The organism is Pontibacillus marinus BH030004 = DSM 16465, from assembly GCF_000425225.1.
Lineage (GTDB): Bacteria > Bacillota > Bacilli > Bacillales > BH030062 > Pontibacillus > Pontibacillus marinus.
Genome location: NZ_AULJ01000049.1, coordinates 22,715 through 39,973, shown reverse-complemented (window position 1 = coordinate 39,973; position 17,259 = coordinate 22,715). Strand labels below are relative to the sequence as shown.

Sequence of the window (17,259 nt, the reverse complement as noted above, 5' to 3'; positions counted from 1 at the left end):
TCCACAACAGGCTTGCCGTTTCACTGACCGGAACAAATTACTCATCAGTAACGGACTCCTCTCAGTTTCAAGTCTTCAACAATCCTGCCATATAATTGAATACCTACCTATCAAAAAAGCCAACAGCTTCTTTTAAAACTGATGGCTTCGGTACATTTATGATTGAACAGCGTGTTGCTGTATCGCTTCTTTTACTGTAGCAAATGTTTTCATAGATGAAAGATCTAAATCTAGTTGTGTTGCTTTTAAAGCAAGTTGTGGTGAAATCCCTGCGATGACGAGGTCGGTACCCAGTAACTGTAAAATATCATTAAAACGGAAAATGCCATGAATCACTTCATCATCAACATCATTCAATCCAGAAAGCTCCATAATAAGCGTCTCATGCTTCGCCTCTGTCATTTTCTTTGTAATATTATCTGAAATGATCTGTAAACGTTCCATATCCATATTTCCGATAAGCGGAAGGACAGAAACACCTTCCGTAATTGGAACCATCGGTGTTGATAGTGCAGTAATCTCTTTTAGAGAAGTTTTTAATTGTTCCTCTGACTTCTTTTGCTCTGTAATATCTTTTTGAATACCAACAAAATAAAACTGATCTTCTTCCTCTATATAAATCGGATCAATATGTAAGTCATTCCAAAATTCCTCTCCGTTTTTTCGATAATTCATAATTTCAACAGAGACTTGTTCATGTGCTCGTATCGCACTTTTTATTTTTTCTTTAGCATCTTGTTTAGTATTAGCCCCTTGTAAAAAGCGGCAGTTCTTCCCTATAACTTCTTCCTTCTCATAGCCTGATAAATGCAAAAACCCATCATTACAATAAATAATTGGATTATCTTCTTGATTTGGATCAGTGATGGTCACACCTATTTGCGTATGATCAACTGCCTGTTCTAATAATTTCGCAAATACATCCTCACGAACCCTACTCTCACTCATAATCTTCCTCCTATTACGATCTTACAGATGAAATTATACTTATGATTATGGTATCAAATATTTAGAATGTGAGGTAGTCATGATGTTTTGTTGAAAAAAAGTGGAATTTTAATAAAGAACAAAAGCGCAAGCGCCCGTTTAGCAACGAATGGACTTCCCTCGCCTCCGTACGATAAGTCAACATCGATTCACTTTGTTCATCGTGTTTCCTTTATCGTACTACGGGCTCAGTCCAGTCCATTCGTTGCTGGGCGCTGGAGCTGGATGTGGACACGATCTAATAAAAGAGTTATGCACAAGCTAGCAATTTTATAATTTCCTATAGCAATATAAAAGCAGACGTCATGCGCATCGACGTCTGCTTTCGTGTATTTTTATAGAAAAACAATTTATTTACTCACTCTACATAGACAGCAAGTTATCCTCTTTTAGCACCTCGACCTCCGCGTTTGGATTCAGTGTGCTTTCTTAAAGTAGCTAAGCGATCTTCGCTATCTTTAAGGAAACGATTCATTTTCGATTCGAAATTCTCTGGACGTTGAGCGCGGTCGTTCTTGCCTTTTCCACCGCCGCCTTTACGGCCACCACCGCCACCACGGTTGTTTGGTTTGCTCTTGTAATTCTCTTGAGCTTTCTTAATGGACAAGCCAATTTTACCGTCGTTTTCAACGTTAATTACTTTTACTTCAACCTGATCACCTTCGCTAAGATGATCATTAATGTCTTTCACGTAATTATCAGCAACTTCACTAATGTGAACGAGACCAGTAGATCCGTTTGGTAGCTCCACGAAAGCTCCGAAATTAGTGATTCCTGTTACCTTGCCCTGCAACTTGCTGCCTACTTCAATTGACATAAAAAAAAGTTTCCTCCTTAAGATTTTAAAAAAGTATCATTCTTATATATTATATATAAGCATTGAAAAGGGTGTCAATAAGACGGGCCATTATCGGGTAATTTAAAGATTATTTCGCCTTCTTTTGAGAAGAAGTAATTCGTACGAGCAATTTGAAGTACGTATTCCTCATCTTGTAGAAGTTGAATTTCCTCTTTAAGATCCGATTCTTTCTTGTTTAGCTGCTGCATATCCTCTTGTAGTTGCTGGTACTCCTGCTGTTTGTCAGCTAATAAAGACCTTTGCTTTAAATGATAAGTCAGGAGACTCCCGAATAAAAGGAGGGTTACAAGAGCGAACAGAGCTAACCGGCGTACAAGACGTTTTTTCTTTTTTTGTTGTCTTTTCATATAGGCGTCATACTGTTGAACATAACCCGAATCGATTTTGGCTACGGACTTATGATTTGCCACCGATAAGCTACCTCCTTTTATTTTGGATATAGGTCCACCATTTTAGTATTATATTCTTTATTTTACTATAAATCCCTGCCAACTTCCTTAAGTAATTTTTCGCATTTTTCGGTATAAACCACCATATTATGCGGCCTATGAGTCGAATTGGAAACCATACAACTTTAAGAAGAACCCAAAACAACCAAACAAGTAAAGCCCATACCCCAATAAGTAACTTTATAATTAATAATATAACCCATTGAATTGGACGATAAACGAGTAAATTAAACATGCGTCTTCCGAACTGGATAAGTGCTATAGCCCAACGAATCAACACTTCCAACACGTTTAAGTAGGTCGTCCGAACGAGGGATTGATAAGCAGCAAAACCACATAAAATAGATAGAAAAATATATAAGCGTAATTCGCCTTGATTCGCTATAAAAAGGAAATAAAAGATAACTAAGCCCTGGAGAATCCAAAAAAGAATCTCAAGGGCGTAAGTTAATATATGCTTTCCTTTCCAGTAACGCTCAAACCGACGGAATGTATCAATGGCCATACCTAAATAAAGACCACTTCCAAACATGACGAGCATCGTAAGGAATTGCGTGCTTAAACTCATTTGAACATTTTGCTAAAGAATCCTTTAGCTTTCTCCGATTGCTGTTCATCTAAGTAAGAAAGCTCATATACCTTTCCTTTTATCGCAACGATTCCTTGGTCAACATCCAGGTTTTTCATTTGGAGGTTTTGGCCACGAACCACAAGGTATCCCATGCTCGTTTGCAACAAAAATTCTTCTGCATCGAAGCTATCCACCTCTTTAACCCCTGTAATCTCGAGGTTACGACGGTTATTCATTTTCACATGATGCTCGGCTTGTCCACGAATCGATTCGTTTTTATCATAGTATTCCATTATAGATCCCTCCCCTTTATCTCTATTAATTTATGAGGGCTTGGACGTAAATAGAACATGAAAAAGAGCCAGCATATTTCTTGACTGACTCTAATTCTCCTCTATTCTTTTTTGAAGACTGTTTTCCCAACTCCGACATCAGCATTGATTTCGATTGTAACGTCTGATTTTCCGTATGCTTCGTTCACGTATATCCCATCACCTTTAGAGATAAACCCCTCAAAGGATGTTGTACCTATACCGCTTTCCGATTTAATCTTAACTCCTTGATCAGAAGGCAATATGAAAGTCGTTTTCCCAACGCCTGATTCAACATTCACATCAAAACTCTGTTCCCATTCTCCACTTAGATCAACGGTTAGTTTACCTACACCAGAATCAATATTAAGGCGATTCAAGTGTATTCCCTCTAAATTAAGCTCAGTCTTCGATGCACCAGTAGTTACATCTAATTCTATAGGTATATTATTTGTTAACTGAAGGTCCCATTCATTTTCTGTATCTTTTCCATAATTAAAATTCACTTTCGATTGGTCAATGCGGATCTGACCTTGATCTTGATTATACGAAACATCTGGATCTAACTTTTTGTCACTGTATCGGAATTTACCGTTTAGCCAATCTTCTGCGCCACCTTTGACGATTAATTTTCCAGCGCCCATATCGAGATCAACGTTCAATTCTTCAGCTTGACCTGCCTCAATCTTTATTTCTTCTTCCATTACCTCTTCCGAAAATACCAAGTTACAACCTGAAAGGACAACTAACAAGCCAACACTTAAACACCACAAATATAATTTTCTCTTCATAAAGCGTCTCCTCCTAATTTTCATCTACATTCATTTTCCATTAAAAAGAAGATTTTCATAACGACCCTTAGAAGTAATTCATATACGTCTTGAGACGTAGCTCGTTTAAGCCTGGAACCCCGAATTATGGAATGTCTCGTGTTATTTTGTTAAAATCGCTATAAAGTGCTATTAATGAGGGGGAATTATAGTGAACATCGTGTCTATAGAACCGACACCAAGCCCCAACTCTATGAAAATCAACTTGAGTGAATCCTTACCTGACGGGGATACACGCAACTATAAACAGGGTGATGATCTCAAAGATGCACCCACGTATGTAGAGGATCTTTTGAACATTGAAGGGGTCAAGAGTTTTTATCATGTCATGGATTTCATTGCACTGGATCGCCATCCCAAACATAAATGGGAAGATATTTTGCCAAGAGTGCGTGAACTTCTAGGTACTGAAGAGGACGGGGAAGCAACAGAGCATACTAAGCAGGAGGAGAACCAGACCTCCGAGGATGCATTTGGAGAGGTAAAAGTCTACATCCAAATGTTCCGAGGTATCCCGATGCAAGTGAAACTAGAAGAAGGTGAGACGGAAAAACGTGTCGGTCTTCCTGAATCATTTATGAATGCAGCCATGAAAGCTTCACCTGCTTCATCAAACATGGTAATGGAACGTCAATGGATTGAACAAAATCCTCGTTATGGCGATCTAGAGGAAATTGGGCAAGAGGTTGCTGAGGAGTTATCGGCAAGTTATGATGATGATAGGTTAGAAGCTCTTGTCCAACAGGCATTTGAAGTGGATCCGGGTGATAATCAACCTAGTGAACCTAAGGGGCAGACTGTGACCCTTGAGACATTAGATGATCCAGATTGGAAAGTACGTTATGCAGCATTAGACCGTATGAACCCAACTTTTGAGGATTTACCCGTATTGGATAAGGCATTGAGCGACGAAAAAGCATCAATTCGTCGACTTGCTACAGCATACCTGGGTATGATTGAGGAACCTGAGGTGCTTCCTTACTTGTATAAAGCACTCCAGGATAAATCCGTGACAGTTAGACGAACAGCAGGTGATTGCTTATCTGATTTAGGGTTTAAAGAAGCCATGCCACAAGTGATTGAATCACTACAAGATAAAAATAAGCTCGTTCGCTGGAGAGCAGCCATGTTTTTATATGAACTTGGTGATGAGTCAGCCATTCCCGCGCTCAAAGATGCCATTCAGGATCCTGAGTTTGAAGTCCGCATGCAAGCTAAAATGGCTCTACAACGTATTGAGGGCGGAGAAGAAGCAAAAGGCTCTGTTTGGCACCAAATGACTCAAGCTAGAAAGACCGATTAATCTTAAGGAGGCTACAACAATGAACGCATATGAAGAATATATGAAACAGGTTACGCAACCCATGCGTGACGAATTAACAAACGCTGGCTTTAAGGAGCTTACAACACCTGAAGAAGTAAATGAATTTATGAGCTCCATGGAAGGAACTGCTCTTGTTGTAATTAACTCTGTCTGCGGCTGCGCTGCAGGGCTAGCACGCCCTTCCGCTATCCACGCGGTTCAACAAGATGTGAAACCTGATCAAACCGTAACTGTATTTGCTGGTCAGGACCGCGAAGCAACCAACCAAATGAGAGAGTATATTGATGAGGAACCTTCCTCTCCTTCAATGGCTCTATTTAAAGACGGTCAACTTGTTCATTTCATTCCTCGTGAAGAGATTGAAGATCATGAACCAGAGGATATCGTAGCAAACTTAACGAACGCATTTGGACAACACTGTTAATACAAATAAGAAAAAGGCATGTGACTCAGTCCAGAGTACATGCCTTTTTTAATTAATAATGACAGCCTATATCAATCATTCTAATCTAATGTTAACGGTCTTAATTTTGCTTCAATCTCTTCACGTTTAGGTTCTAAGAATGGAGGTAAAGAAAGATTCTCACCTAAAGTTTCAACCGATTCGTCGACATCAAAGCCTGGTGTATCTGAAGAAAGCTCAAAAAGAATTCCATTTGGCTCTCGGAAGTACAGCGCTTTAAAGTAAAAGCGATCTACTTTACCTGAATTCATCATGCCGGTTTCTTTTATACGATCCACCCATTTTGCATGCTCCGTTTCATCTGGAATACGGAAGGCAACATGGTGAACGCCACCGCGTCCTAACCTTTCAAGTGGCAGATCCGTGCGTTTTTGAATATGCACTTCCGCTCCCGCACCACCTTCACCAGTAGCGTACACTTCTACATCATCGTATCCTTCCCCTAGTAAGGATGGATACGAGCCTGCATGTCTAAAACCTAACACCTCAGTTAATACGCGTTCTGTACGCTCTGGACGAGCTACTGTTAGCAGCACGGGCCCTAAGCCAACAATTGCGTGTTCTGCAGGTACATCCGTTCCTTCCCAAGGCTCACCAGCTGCAACACCCTCTTCATCATCATCCGCTACAAGAATCAATTTCGTACCTTCAAAATCTTCAAAAGCCATCGTATTACGGTTTGCACGTTGCTCAATTCCTTCATGCTTCACACCATACTGTTCAAAGCGTTGGCCCCAATACTTCAAAGATTCAGTACTTTTCACACGTAGCGACGTACTTGTAATACTTGATGTTCCTTCATGCGTAGAACCAAGACCAGGGATATCAAAAAAGGTAACCTCGGTACCTGGATTGCCTTTACCATCACCATAAAAAAGATGGTAACAGCTCGTGTCATCCTGGTTTACACTTTTCTTCACTAGACGCATACCTAACACTTTAGTAAAAAACTCAAAATTCTTCTCAGCACTACCCGTTAATATAGAAATATGATGGATCCCTAACAATTGCATTGGACATCCTCCTTTTATTTACATTGTAAGTTATTCAATTAATTATCTCGAATTCAAAGTAATTATAACTCATTTACTTCTCATTCGTCAAAAACTGTCTATTCGAACATTAAAAAAAGTCCGGGAAATTCCCGGACTCTCTTACACTTCTTGTTCGCTAATAACTTTATACAGCGAAGAAGCTTCATCTTTTTTTACTGTTTCACGTAATGACGTAATTTCAATTGTAAGTTGCTTCTGACCAAAGCGGATCGTAAGGGTATCCCCTACAGCCACATTAGCTGAGGCTTTGGCTTGGTTTCCGTTAATTTGAATGCGGCCTTGCTCAGCTACTTCTTTAGCAAGCGTACGACGCTTAATGAGTCGTGATATTTTTAAAAATTTATCTAGTCTCATCTTTTATTCACCTTTTTCTTTTTGTTTTGCTTTTTCCCAGTATTGATCCAGCTGCTCTAGTGACAGACTCTTCATATCAATGTTCTCAACTGAAATTCTTTCTTCCATTTCTCTAAAACGACGTTCAAACTTATCATTGGTTCGTTGAATAGCCAATTCAGGATTAACCTTATAGTAACGAGCAACATTCACTAGTGCAAATAATACATCTCCAAGTTCAAGCTCCTGCTCATCTTCTGTTTCTGTTGTTAAGGACGTTTTAAATTCCTCAATTTCTTCCTGTACCTTCTCCCACATTGGTGCAGGATCATCCCAGTCAAAACCTACTTTTTTGGCTTTCTTTTGCAATTCTTGTGCACGTAATAACCCAGGTAAAGCTTTGACGACACCATCTAAAGCAGATTTTCGAGTATCACCTTTTTCTTCCTGCTTGATTTCATCCCATGTCCCAACAACCTCTTCTGCCGTATCTAATTGATGATCACCAAATACATGAGGGTGGCGTCGAATCATTTTATCCGTTAATGTAACAATTACGTCATCGATGGTGAAAAATCCTTCATCTTCTCCAATTTGACTATGAAGCATGACCTGTAAAAGAACGTCACCTAACTCTTCAATCATACCCTCATCATCTTCATCTTCGATAGCTTGTAATAATTCATAGGCTTCTTCAATTAAATAAGGACGTAAAGATTCATTCGTTTGTTTACGATCCCAAGGACACCCTTCAGGACCACGTAACGTTGCGATAACATCTCGCAAACGGAAGAACTTGTGATTCAACTTCTCCTCTGATACAGGTGGGATATAAACACTTGTTAAATTACTTAGTTCTACGCTTCGATCTAATTTATACAAAGGAACTTCCTTAATTGTTTCTTGAGAACTTCCAGCAGCATCAGCAATGTACACCGTAAAGTCATGAGGGAGATCTTCCATGAGCTCTACTTTTACGTGGGAAGCAATCATCTCATCATACACCTGACAAAACACTGTATGCTGACGATGTTCAATCATATTTCTAGTAAAAGATGTGGCATCAACAAATTGAAACCCTTCAATAGGATCAATTTTTAAAGATGTGAAAAGAGCATCTAAATAACTTTGACCACCTTGAATGTTCAGTGTGACTTCACCTTGTGCTTGCTTTTGTAACAAGAGTTGTATCGTACGTTCTGCTAGCATTGGATGACCTGGAACGGTGTAAAGAACCGCTTCATGAGTTGCCAGTTCCAACAAACGATCAACAATTGCTTCATATACATCTTCAAAATGATCATAGGACTCATAAGTAGAATCAAAAGCTTCAAACTTAAGACCTTCTTCTTGTAGCGTCTCGATAACAGGATGATCTACTGTTCGTGTATAAACGGTTCCTTCATGCTTGGTTAATATTCGATACACACCTAAGGGAAGCTGGTCGATATCTGCTGCTCCAAGTCCTATTATGGTAATTTGTTTGTTCATTTTGTTTCCTCCAGTTTACTTATGATTGACTCACTAAATGGAAATTGACTTAATTCTTCTTTTGTAAATGCTCCTGTTTTTAGTAATACTAAAAAATACGTTAGAACACCGAGAGATACTGTGAAAAGGGTAACTCCCACATAAGCAAATCGATCTGTTAAGGGTATAAGCGTTTTATATAAAAAGCTTGCTCCCCAAACCACCAGAAGCATGGTTCCTATTGCAAGTACGGCTTGTTTCCATGGAATATGATACTTTAATCGAAGTGTAAAGTGTCTTTTTAAACTTATGTAGTTAAATAAGCAAATGAATAGAACTGCAAGTACCGAGGCTATGGCACTTCCTTGAATTCCATACGTAGGAACCAATATTTCATTTGCTCCAATTTTTATAAAGAATGCCAGAATAACTGCTAAAGCTGGTCGTCCTACAATAGCGAATCCTTGAAGCAAGGATGAATAGGTTAAAGATAATGAACCAAATAAGGTAACAAGAGAAAGAATTCGTAGCGCATCCGTTCCATCAGTCGTTCTGAAAAAAGACACGTTTACATAGGGCATCACCATTAAAAGTCCAACTGTTGCAGCTAGCGAAAATAAAAACGAGAATTTCACCGCACTTCTTGCATCTGAATAAGTCTCTTCTTTACGCTTTTCTAAACGTTGCCTGGTAATAGCCGGTATTAAGGCAAGTGCTATGGATGATCCAACAACTGTTCCTATTTGAATGAGCGGATAACCTCTATCAAATACTCCTTTTGCTATTTTTGCCTCTTGGAGTGAACTTCCTGCCTGTTGAAGATTCGGAACCAAGGTTAAAGCATCAGCTAATTGAAGAAATAAAAGCATCATGTAGTTCACACAAAAGAATAACCCAACTACCAAGATGGTTCGAATTAACTTTTTATATGGGATTTTACCTTGTGCAGGTTGTCTTAGAATTGGAGATTTTTTTAACATCATCCCACCTAACAACAACACTGAGGCAACAGCTCCTACAACAGATCCAAAAGCCGCTCCAGCTCCTACCACATATAAACCTACTCCTGCTTTCACGAAAAAATATGTAGCGAGGATAATAACGAGTACACGAGTAAACTGCTCAGCAATTTGTGACATGGCTGTAGGTTTCATATTATGTAATCCTTGAAATGTTCCTCTAAGCAATGATGTGAAAGGAAGAAATAAAAAAACAATCGATGTTATTTTAAGTGGTAACTCAAGCTGAGGATCCCCCATCCATACAGCAATCGTAGATGCACCGAAGTAAAATAAGCCAAATAACAGTACACTTATACTGAACAGAATTGTAAACGCAGGTATAAAGAAGTTGCGTAACGTTAATGCACGTCCTTCTCCTTCCCATTCTGATACAAACGAGGATATAGCAACCGGAAATCCATATAGAGATATCATCCACGCCATTCCTAAAATAGGATAAACTTGCTGATAAATATAAAAACCGACATCGCCGGCAATGTTTTGTAAGGGAATACGATAACCCACGCTCAGGACCTTGCTCAAAATCCCAGCTAGTGTTAATAAAAATGCTCCTTGAAATAGTTGTTTCTTATTCATTTGTTTTGCCATAAAGGTATCCCTTCTATACTTTTCCATTACCCTTCATTATAGCACAGAGGCTAGGTTGATTAAGAGTATGAATGTATAACCCCTTAACAATAAAAAGGAGCCTGGTTTTAGGCTCCTCTCTGATGAATTATTCCATTTGACGGGCTAAGAAACTTGCTGCAGTTTCTACTGCTTTTTGCTCAACGGCACCTATGGATTCGCCTTCTTTAGACATAATCATAACGCATCCGATTGGATCACCATTTGCAATGATTGGACCAACGATATAGGATGATACTTTTTCTTCATTACCATCTGCTATTTCAATCGTTGATTCATTCGATTCTGTTATAACCGTGCGATCTTGAATAGCTTGTTCCACTTTGGGCCCAATGCTCTTGTTTAAGTAATCTTTCTTGGATGCTCCGGAAACAGCTATAAATTCATCACGATCACAAATAAGAACAGTATGACCTAGGGAATCAAATAACGCGTCTGCATATTCCTTAGCAAAATCCCCTAACTCACTAATCGGTGAATATTTTTTGAGAATAACTTCTCCTTCTCGATCCACAAAAATTTCAAGCGGATCTCCCTCACGGATACGCAGTGTTCTGCGAATTTCTTTCGGGATTACTACCCGTCCTAAATCATCAATACGTCGTACGATTCCTGTTGCTTTCATGTATGAAGCCTCACTTTCCTTTGATGATTTTGCATATGGTGATATGTTTTGACTTCCTTTTTTAAGTAGGAATCACCAGTTGATGGGTATAGTATTTTTCACCACGCCAGAACTATACATGATTCCTTGATTTTTCTTGTTAAAATCCAAATCGTACATGATTTGTATTATATTTGTATAAAAATATCAGTGAAATTATTGATCTTTTTTTATCTTTTAATGTGCTATTTATTTCATTAAAGCCCCCTTATGTGGAAGACTTGGATTCGAGATAAAGTGCGTATGGTTCCGTTACTTTAGTGGAGAGCGGCGGGCTGTGGGGGGGGTTGGTTTCCTGCGGACGAAGCGCCGAGCCTCCTCGTTCGCAAGCTCCCTGCGGGGTCTCGTCACTCCGTTCTTCCGCTGGAGTCAACCCATTCCACAGCCCACCTTAGCCGAATGGTGACTAACGCAACCGCCGTAGTTCTGGAGAGGATGTTCTGATTCCAGGTAGTATAATCCTATCATGACGAGGGTCGGAGCAAATTCTATGAATAAGAATTCTAATCCATATGAGATGGGAAAGTCCAAATTATGGTCCGTTAATCTTCATAATCGCGTGGAGGGAAGGAAACGGCAAACTGTCGTGGTAACAAAGGGAAGACGAGACCCCGCAGGCACGAGGAGGCTCGGCTTTTCTTCCACAACAGGCTTGCCGTTTCACTGACCGGAACAAATTACTCATCAGTAACGGACTCCTCTCAGTTTCAAGTCTTCAACAATCCTGCCATATAACTGAATACCTACCATTAGTATGCTCTTAATATTTAGTTGTATTTAATAATAAGAAAACCCACCATTTAAATGGCGGGTTTTGTAAGTTAGTATTTTTATTCATCATGCTTTACATCTTTTAAAGATTGGAGGACTTCTTCCATCACTTTGTATCGTCTTGGATACATGTCTCGTTGGAATTGGAATGTGACCTTAAGTTGTTTTCCTTCTGTACCTAACTGAATCATTCTTCCGTACTGATTCGCTAATTCAAACAACTTTGCTCCATCAATTTGTTGACTAGCTTCCTCTTCCATTATAAGCTCAACTTTTTTATTTTTCTCCGTAATGGATTCAATACGTTCACGTTTCGCATATAATTTTAAAACCGACACCTGGAATAAGTTTTCAACTTCTTCAGGATAATCTCCAAAGCGATCAATAAGTTCTTCACGTAAGTCGTGAATATCTTCTTGAGAATCTACCGCTTGGAATCGTTTGTACATATCAATCTTTTGTTTCTCATCATCAATGTAGCCATCTGGAATATAGGCATCGATATTCAGTGTTAGCTCTGGCTCAAATGGTTTGGTTTCCTCATAGGTTTTCCCCTCTTGTTTTGCCTCTATGGCATCTTTAAGCATTTGAGAGTACATATCGAAACCAACAGAATCGATAAACCCATGTTGCTGTGCACCTAGAAGATTTCCAGCCCCACGAATAGAGAGGTCACGCATAGCAATCTTGAATCCTGACCCTAACTCCGTGAATTCTTTTATAGCCTGCAAACGCTTTTCCGCCACTTCTGTTAAAACTTTATCCTTTTGATACGTGAAGTAAGCATAAGCAACTCGGTTTGAGCGTCCTACACGTCCTCTTAATTGATACAACTGACTTAAGCCCATTCGATCAGCATCATATACAATAAGCGTATTTACATTCGGAATATCTACACCTGTCTCGATAATCGTAGTTGAAACAAGTACATCTGATTCTCCCTCAAGGAAGCTGAACATGACGTTTTCAAGTTCAGTCTCATTCATTTGACCATGTGCAAATGTGACCCGGGCATCCTCAACCAGAGCAGAAATTTCTTCAGCCATACGTTCAATATTTTCTACACGGTTGAAAAGGAAAAAGACCTGCCCACCACGAGCCATTTCCCGTTCAATCGCCTCACGCATAAACACTGGATTGTATTCCAAGACATATGTCTGGATTGGGAAACGGTTTTCAGGAGGTGTTTCAATAACAGATAAATCACGAACACCTAGCATAGACATATGCAACGTACGCGGAATTGGAGTTGCTGTTAATGTAAGAACATCCACATTCGTTTTCATCTGCTTAATTTTTTCTTTGTGCTTCACTCCGAAACGTTGCTCTTCATCTACAATTAATAAGCCAAGATCTTTCACTTGAATATCTTTAGACAGAAGTCGGTGTGTTCCAATGACGATGTCTACAATTCCGCTTTTCAGACCTTCTTTTGTTTCCTTTTGCTGCTTTTGTGTACGGAAACGACTTAACAAACCAATGTTAATCGGGAAATCCTGAAAACGCTCGCGAACCGTTTCATAGTGCTGTTGAGCCAAAATCGTAGTCGGGACAAGTATGGCTACTTGTTTTCCATCTGCAATAGCTTTAAAGGCTGCACGGATGGCTACTTCGGTTTTTCCATAACCCACATCCCCACACAAGAGTCGGTCCATCGGGCGTATTTTCTCCATATCCGTTTTGATTTCTTGAATACAGCGGATTTGGTCCTCGGTTTCCTGATAAGGAAAAGCCGCTTCAAAATCTTTTTGCATTTCCGTATCTTCACCAAATGCATATCCTTTTGTTGCTTCTCGCTCGGCATAAAGTTGGATTAAGTCATCAGCAATATCTTCAACGGAAGATTGCACACGACTTTTAACCTTCTTCCACTCACTTCCTCCGAGCTTGTATAGCTTCGGTTCTTTCCCTTCTGAACCAACAAACTTCTGAACCTGATCGATTTGATCTATGGGTACATACAGCTTGTCATCACCAGAGTATTTAACAAGCATATAATCCTTATGAATGCCATTCAATTCTAGCGTTTCTATACCGATGTACTTTCCAATACCGTGGTTGGCATGTACCACGTAATCCCCAACTTTTAATTCCTGATAACTTTTAATTCGTTCAGCATTGGAGATTTTCTTCTTTCGCTTCGGTCTTGTTGTTTGTTTCTTAAATAATTCACTCTCTGTAAGCACAGCAATTTTATGCATCGGTAACTCAAATCCAGATGTCATTTGCTCCGTTACGATCGTTGGTGTCGTTACAGGTAAGGAAGGCTCGTGTTCTGACACTACTGCTTCCATATCGTAATCCTCTAAGACATTCTGAATTTTTTGGGCACGCTCATGATTAGGAGCCACGATGATCACAGAATAACCACTTTTCTTCCAACGATCCATTTCATTCTGTAAAAGATTCATTTGGCCATGAAATTGCTGCATAGCACGGCATGAAAAGTTCACGATATTTTGAGGTTGTGTGTTTGGAATATGACGTAAGAAAACAGACATGTATAGTCGAGGCTGTTTAATGGCATGCCAAACATCAGGCCAATTATAGGAGATTGAAATATCTCTAACCATTTGCCCTGACTCTAAAAGACTACTATACCAATCAGCCTCTTCTTCATCTAATCGATTCGCTGTTTCTTGAATTCGGCTCATCTCATCCAGAACAACTATCCCGTTTTCAGGTATATAATCTAGCAGACTGGCAGAATTCTCATAGTATAAAGATATATATTTGTACATCTCTTCAAAACGTTCATGATTATTCAAACGTGATATATCATGTTCAATGGTCTCTGTTACCTTCTCCTTTAGCTCACTACTTTGCATCTTTTGAAGTGTTTTAGCTAAGGCTTCCTCAAGCCTGTGTGCCCCTCTTGTTAAATCCTCATCTGTTAAAAGGAGCTCACTAGCAGGTCCTATCGTAACTTGATCTAACTTTTCTAAAGATCGTTGACTTTCAGAGTCAAAATAGCGAATGGAGTCTACTTCATCATCAAAGAGTTCAATTCTCAAAGGATTCGGTTGGGTTAACGGATAAATATCCAATATTCCACCACGTAAGCTAAATTCACCTGGTGAGCTAACCATATCCGCACGTTCATATCCGACATTAATCAGCCCTTTAAGATAAGCATCAAGATCAATCGCCTCTCCTACCTTAAAGTTCAGCTGGTATTGTTCCCAATAAGATGGGGGTGGCAAAATACGCTTTAGTGCTGCAACAGGAGCAATTAAGATCCCTGACTTCTCTTGAGCCCAGTGGTTTAACGCATCAATCCGCTCACTTCTTAACTCTGGACTTGCAACAGCTATCTCAGAAGCAATTAATTCATTCACAGGGTACAAATGAACATGCTCAGCATCCGATATCCCTAGTAAATCCTCATATAATTGTTGTGCTTGCATTAATTGGTGTGTAACAAGCAATATAGGCCGTTTCGTCGACTCCTCTAATAACGAAACAAGCACACTTCTTGCTGAACCAGAAAGCCCGGCTGCAAACTGCTCTTGCATCCCTGAAGAAAATCCAGAAATGATAGAATGCACATCATCTTGTTTTTTTAAAAAATCCTTAAGTCCTTGCATATCGTTCCCCCTGCATATGTAAGAAAAGCGTAGCAGGCTGTTAGGAGCCGAGATCAGACAACTACGCTTATATCTACACGTTTATACACTTGAAAATGCTTTGGTTTGTAACCAAAGCTAATTGACTTATTGAATAAAGTTATCGAGCTCATGGTAATGTGGATTGTTTTCTAAGGCATCCTGACAATTCTCACAAATCGTTTTAATCTCAATATTTCCGTTCTCGTGCATTTGAACCATATCGACACGTTCTTCTTCAGTAAGTTGTTCCAGACCCAAGTGATCTGTATCCACATTCTCATGATGAAAAGCGCCGATCTGCTGCTTACAATGTCTACATTGATAGATCACAGCCATAATTATTCCTCCTTGCACAAACTATTTACCTTAAGTTTGCCCGAGAAGAAATTAGCTTATACGTGAAGGATGTTCTTCACTATATGCACGTTTAATTGTATTCATTCATGACACTAAGAAAAGTGTTTTCCATCCAACCCTCACAGGCATCCGCAGCTTTCTTCACACTGTCGTTTACATCCTGACTTTCTTCTTTGGAGAATGGGCTTAAAACATGGTCACTTACAGATTTTGATCCTGTTGGACGCCCAACACCAATACGGATTCTTGGAAACTCTTTGGTACCAAGATGATCAATAATAGATCTCATACCATTATGACCACCATGACCGCCTTGTTGTCGAAGGCGAATTTTCCCTGGTGGGAGATCTAGATCATCATAGATCACTACAATATCTTCTGGTGAGAGGTCATAGTAATCCATTAATGGTTTTACAGCATCCCCCGATAAGTTCATAAATGTTAACGGTTTAAGTAAAACCATTTTTTCACCGTTACAACGTTCAACAGTATGACTTCCTTTATACTTCTCTTTATTTAGTTTCCAATTATGCCTCTCCAGTAACTCATCTATTACCATAAAACCAACGTTGTGTCGGGTTTTTTCATATTTTGGACCTGGGTTTCCTAATCCAATAATACACTTCATAACAATCCCTCTTTCCAGTCCCTTTCAAACTTATCTTTATCTATTGTACCGAAATTCACTATAGAATAAAAATAAACTAAAATATTGATTTCACCTTTTTCATACGTAAAAAAGGCGTAACCACACGGCTACGCCTTTCCTTTATGTGAGGTTTACTCTTCTTCTTCCTCATCGTCATCTTTTTGATTAATGACTTCTGGCTCAGCGTCACCATCTTGGGTTTCGCCTGGTTCAACAACCTCTTCAGTCTGAGGAGGCAGTATCGTTACAATCGTTGTTGACTCATCTTCAGTAATTTCGTAGTTTTTAGCTTCTTTTAGATCACTTACTAAGAAACTATCTCCTACTTCTAAATTAGAAACATCAACTTGGATTTCATTTGGAATTTCGTTCGGCTTCGCACGTAGTGATAATTCATGTAGAGGCTGAGATAAAATCCCGCCATCTTGAACACCTTGTGCATTGCCTTCAACGTGGATTGGAACTTGTACATCAACTTCTGTTGACATATCCACAATATAAAAGTCCGCATGATATAACTCATTACGAAGTGGTTCTATTTGATATTCATGGAACATAACTTGTCGAGGAGAATCGCCTTCTACATCTAAGGATATAATTGCGTTTTTCCCTTCATCTCTAAGTGTCTTAAGCAATTCCAAGCTGTCTACAGAAACCGCAAGTGGTTCCTTTTCTTTACCATAAACAATCGCTGGAACTCGACCTTCACGACGAAGTTTATTATTTACTGAACCTCTTAAGTCTTGTCTGGTTTTTGCTTTAACTGTTACTGCCAAGTCAATCACCCTCCATCAAATTATAAACCTTCTAATGTTATATAATTCCCATCCTAGGATAGGGGTAAACCCTTTTTTCACAATATCAAACAAATTATTCTTCAGATGACTTATTTTTATGCTCCAAAATCTT

At 39.3% G+C, this 17,259-nt stretch carries 17 protein-coding genes; 2 read left to right on the top strand and 15 right to left on the bottom strand.

The window, feature by feature from the left end:
• Positions 1-156: 156 nt before the first annotated feature.
• The 6 genes from H514_RS0111930 to H514_RS0111905 form a co-directional block, all read right to left on the bottom strand.
• Positions 157-948 (bottom strand): YtvA family blue-light photoreceptor, encoded by a 792-nt coding sequence (locus tag H514_RS0111930; RefSeq protein ID WP_027447174.1) that lies wholly within the window; start codon positions 946-948, stop codon positions 157-159.
• 418 nt (positions 949-1,366) lie between these two features.
• Positions 1,367-1,804, bottom strand: coding sequence for a S1 domain-containing RNA-binding protein (locus tag H514_RS0111925; RefSeq protein ID WP_027447173.1), 438 nt, complete (start codon positions 1,802-1,804; stop codon positions 1,367-1,369).
• Positions 1,805-1,878: 74 nt separating this feature from the next.
• Positions 1,879-2,256, bottom strand: a complete 378-nt coding sequence (locus H514_RS0111920) for an FtsB family cell division protein (RefSeq protein WP_027447172.1) — start codon at positions 2,254-2,256, stop codon at positions 1,879-1,881.
• A gap of 7 nt (positions 2,257-2,263) precedes the next feature.
• Positions 2,264-2,863 carry a spore cortex biosynthesis protein YabQ gene (gene yabQ, locus H514_RS0111915; protein WP_027447171.1) on the bottom strand — a complete coding sequence of 200 codons (600 nt, stop codon included), beginning with the start codon at positions 2,861-2,863 and terminating at the stop codon, positions 2,264-2,266.
• On the bottom strand, positions 2,860-3,159 hold the full coding sequence (yabP, locus tag H514_RS0111910; protein ID WP_027447170.1) for a sporulation protein YabP: 300 nt from the start codon (positions 3,157-3,159) through the stop codon (positions 2,860-2,862). Before yabP ends, yabQ begins: the two co-directional genes overlap by 4 nt.
• 101 nt (positions 3,160-3,260) lie before the next feature.
• Positions 3,261-3,968: a toast rack family protein gene (locus H514_RS0111905; protein ID WP_027447169.1), complete on the bottom strand. Its 708-nt coding sequence runs from the start codon at positions 3,966-3,968 to the stop codon at positions 3,261-3,263.
• 190 nt (positions 3,969-4,158) lie between these two features.
• Between H514_RS0111905 and H514_RS0111900 the strand changes: the two genes are divergently transcribed.
• Positions 4,159-5,310: a conserved virulence factor C family protein gene (locus H514_RS0111900; protein WP_027447168.1), complete on the top strand. Its 1,152-nt coding sequence runs from the start codon at positions 4,159-4,161 to the stop codon at positions 5,308-5,310.
• A 19-nt stretch (positions 5,311-5,329) separates the two neighbouring features.
• The gene (locus H514_RS0111895; protein WP_027447167.1) at positions 5,330-5,755 is read left to right on the top strand and encodes a BrxA/BrxB family bacilliredoxin; all 426 of its coding nucleotides are present in this window, start codon (positions 5,330-5,332) and stop codon (positions 5,753-5,755) included.
• 80 nt (positions 5,756-5,835) lie between these two features.
• Here the strand turns inward: H514_RS0111895 and H514_RS0111890 are convergent, their stop codons facing one another.
• From H514_RS0111890 to H514_RS0111850, 9 genes are all read right to left on the bottom strand, one after another.
• Complete coding sequence (locus tag H514_RS0111890) at positions 5,836-6,807, bottom strand: ring-cleaving dioxygenase (RefSeq protein ID WP_027447166.1); 972 nt, start codon at positions 6,805-6,807, stop codon at positions 5,836-5,838.
• Between the two features lie 141 nt (positions 6,808-6,948).
• Complete coding sequence (locus tag H514_RS0111885) at positions 6,949-7,203, bottom strand: RNA-binding S4 domain-containing protein (protein WP_027447165.1); 255 nt, start codon at positions 7,201-7,203, stop codon at positions 6,949-6,951.
• 3 nt (positions 7,204-7,206) lie between these two features.
• Positions 7,207-8,673 (bottom strand): bifunctional methyltransferase/pyrophosphohydrolase YabN, encoded by a 1,467-nt coding sequence (gene yabN, locus H514_RS0111880; protein ID WP_027447164.1) that lies wholly within the window; start codon positions 8,671-8,673, stop codon positions 7,207-7,209.
• Positions 8,670-10,262 (bottom strand): putative polysaccharide biosynthesis protein, encoded by a 1,593-nt coding sequence (locus H514_RS0111875; protein ID WP_027447163.1) that lies wholly within the window; start codon positions 10,260-10,262, stop codon positions 8,670-8,672. Before H514_RS0111875 ends, yabN begins: the two co-directional genes overlap by 4 nt.
• A 127-nt stretch (positions 10,263-10,389) precedes the next feature.
• Positions 10,390-10,926, bottom strand: coding sequence for a stage V sporulation protein T (gene spoVT, locus H514_RS0111870; protein WP_027447162.1), 537 nt, complete (start codon positions 10,924-10,926; stop codon positions 10,390-10,392).
• 869 nt (positions 10,927-11,795) lie between these two features.
• Positions 11,796-15,323: a transcription-repair coupling factor gene (mfd, locus tag H514_RS0111865; protein WP_027447161.1), complete on the bottom strand. Its 3,528-nt coding sequence runs from the start codon at positions 15,321-15,323 to the stop codon at positions 11,796-11,798.
• 126 nt (positions 15,324-15,449) lie between these two features.
• Positions 15,450-15,680 carry an anti-sigma-F factor Fin family protein gene (locus H514_RS0111860; RefSeq protein ID WP_027447160.1) on the bottom strand — a complete coding sequence of 77 codons (231 nt, stop codon included), beginning with the start codon at positions 15,678-15,680 and terminating at the stop codon, positions 15,450-15,452.
• A 91-nt stretch (positions 15,681-15,771) separates the two neighbouring features.
• Entirely contained in the window at positions 15,772-16,329 is a 558-nt protein-coding gene (gene pth / locus H514_RS0111855) for an aminoacyl-tRNA hydrolase (RefSeq protein WP_027447159.1), read from the bottom strand.
• 152 nt (positions 16,330-16,481) lie between these two features.
• Positions 16,482-17,126 (bottom strand): 50S ribosomal protein L25/general stress protein Ctc, encoded by a 645-nt coding sequence (locus H514_RS0111850; RefSeq protein WP_027447158.1) that lies wholly within the window; start codon positions 17,124-17,126, stop codon positions 16,482-16,484.
• Positions 17,127-17,259: the final 133 nt, after the last annotated feature.

Excerpts from the sequence above, each read along its gene's own strand:
- mfd (WP_027447161.1), bottom strand. The coding sequence starts at position 15,323 with ATGCAAGGACTTAAGGATTTTTTAAAAAAACAAGATGATGTGCATTCT.
- spoVT (WP_027447162.1), bottom strand. The coding sequence starts at position 10,926 with ATGAAAGCAACAGGAATCGTACGACGTATTGATGATTTAGGACGGGTA.
- H514_RS0111905 (WP_027447169.1), bottom strand. The coding sequence starts at position 3,968 with ATGAAGAGAAAATTATATTTGTGGTGTTTAAGTGTTGGCTTGTTAGTT.
- yabQ (WP_027447171.1), bottom strand. The coding sequence starts at position 2,863 with ATGAGTTTAAGCACGCAATTCCTTACGATGCTCGTCATGTTTGGAAGT.
- yabN (WP_027447164.1), bottom strand. The coding sequence starts at position 8,673 with ATGAACAAACAAATTACCATAATAGGACTTGGAGCAGCAGATATCGAC.
- H514_RS0111875 (WP_027447163.1), bottom strand. The coding sequence starts at position 10,262 with ATGGCAAAACAAATGAATAAGAAACAACTATTTCAAGGAGCATTTTTA.
- H514_RS0111860 (WP_027447160.1), bottom strand. The coding sequence starts at position 15,680 with ATGGCTGTGATCTATCAATGTAGACATTGTAAGCAGCAGATCGGCGCT.
- H514_RS0111930 (WP_027447174.1), bottom strand. The coding sequence starts at position 948 with ATGAGTGAGAGTAGGGTTCGTGAGGATGTATTTGCGAAATTATTAGAA.
- pth (WP_027447159.1), bottom strand. The coding sequence starts at position 16,329 with ATGAAGTGTATTATTGGATTAGGAAACCCAGGTCCAAAATATGAAAAA.
- H514_RS0111925 (WP_027447173.1), bottom strand. The coding sequence starts at position 1,804 with ATGTCAATTGAAGTAGGCAGCAAGTTGCAGGGCAAGGTAACAGGAATC.
- yabP (WP_027447170.1), bottom strand. The coding sequence starts at position 3,159 with ATGGAATACTATGATAAAAACGAATCGATTCGTGGACAAGCCGAGCAT.
- H514_RS0111890 (WP_027447166.1), bottom strand. The coding sequence starts at position 6,807 with ATGCAATTGTTAGGGATCCATCATATTTCTATATTAACGGGTAGTGCT.
- H514_RS0111885 (WP_027447165.1), bottom strand. The coding sequence starts at position 7,203 with ATGAGACTAGATAAATTTTTAAAAATATCACGACTCATTAAGCGTCGT.
- H514_RS0111895 (WP_027447167.1), top strand. The coding sequence starts at position 5,330 with ATGAACGCATATGAAGAATATATGAAACAGGTTACGCAACCCATGCGT.